Here is a 215-nt window from a genome sequence, read left to right as displayed (position 1 = left end):
GAAGATGTCCTGCGCCGTCAGGTCGGCATGCCTGACCGGGCCGCAGACGAACGCGCCCTCCAGCCGTCCGGCGAGCACGTCCTCCACCAGCTCGCAACTCGTGCCGGTGCGCAGGGTTACGTCCACCGCCGGCCACGCCGCCGCATAGCGCGCCAGGACCGGCGACAGGCGCAGCGCCGCCGTGGTCTCCAGCGACCCGACAACCAGCGCGCCGC

Annotated in this window: 1 protein-coding gene; it reads right to left on the bottom strand. The window is 74.0% G+C overall.

Annotated elements, in window-relative coordinates:
• On the bottom strand, positions 1-215 hold a 215-nt coding region (locus B8460_RS19965; RefSeq protein WP_048863380.1), incomplete at both ends, for a LysR substrate-binding domain-containing protein.

It is taken from the genome of Acidisphaera rubrifaciens HS-AP3 (assembly GCF_000964365.1).
GTDB classification, from domain to species: domain Bacteria; phylum Pseudomonadota; class Alphaproteobacteria; order Acetobacterales; family Acetobacteraceae; genus Acidisphaera; species Acidisphaera rubrifaciens.
The sequence above is the reverse complement of the archived record's forward strand: the minus strand, read 5'-3'. Positions and strand labels throughout refer to the sequence as shown.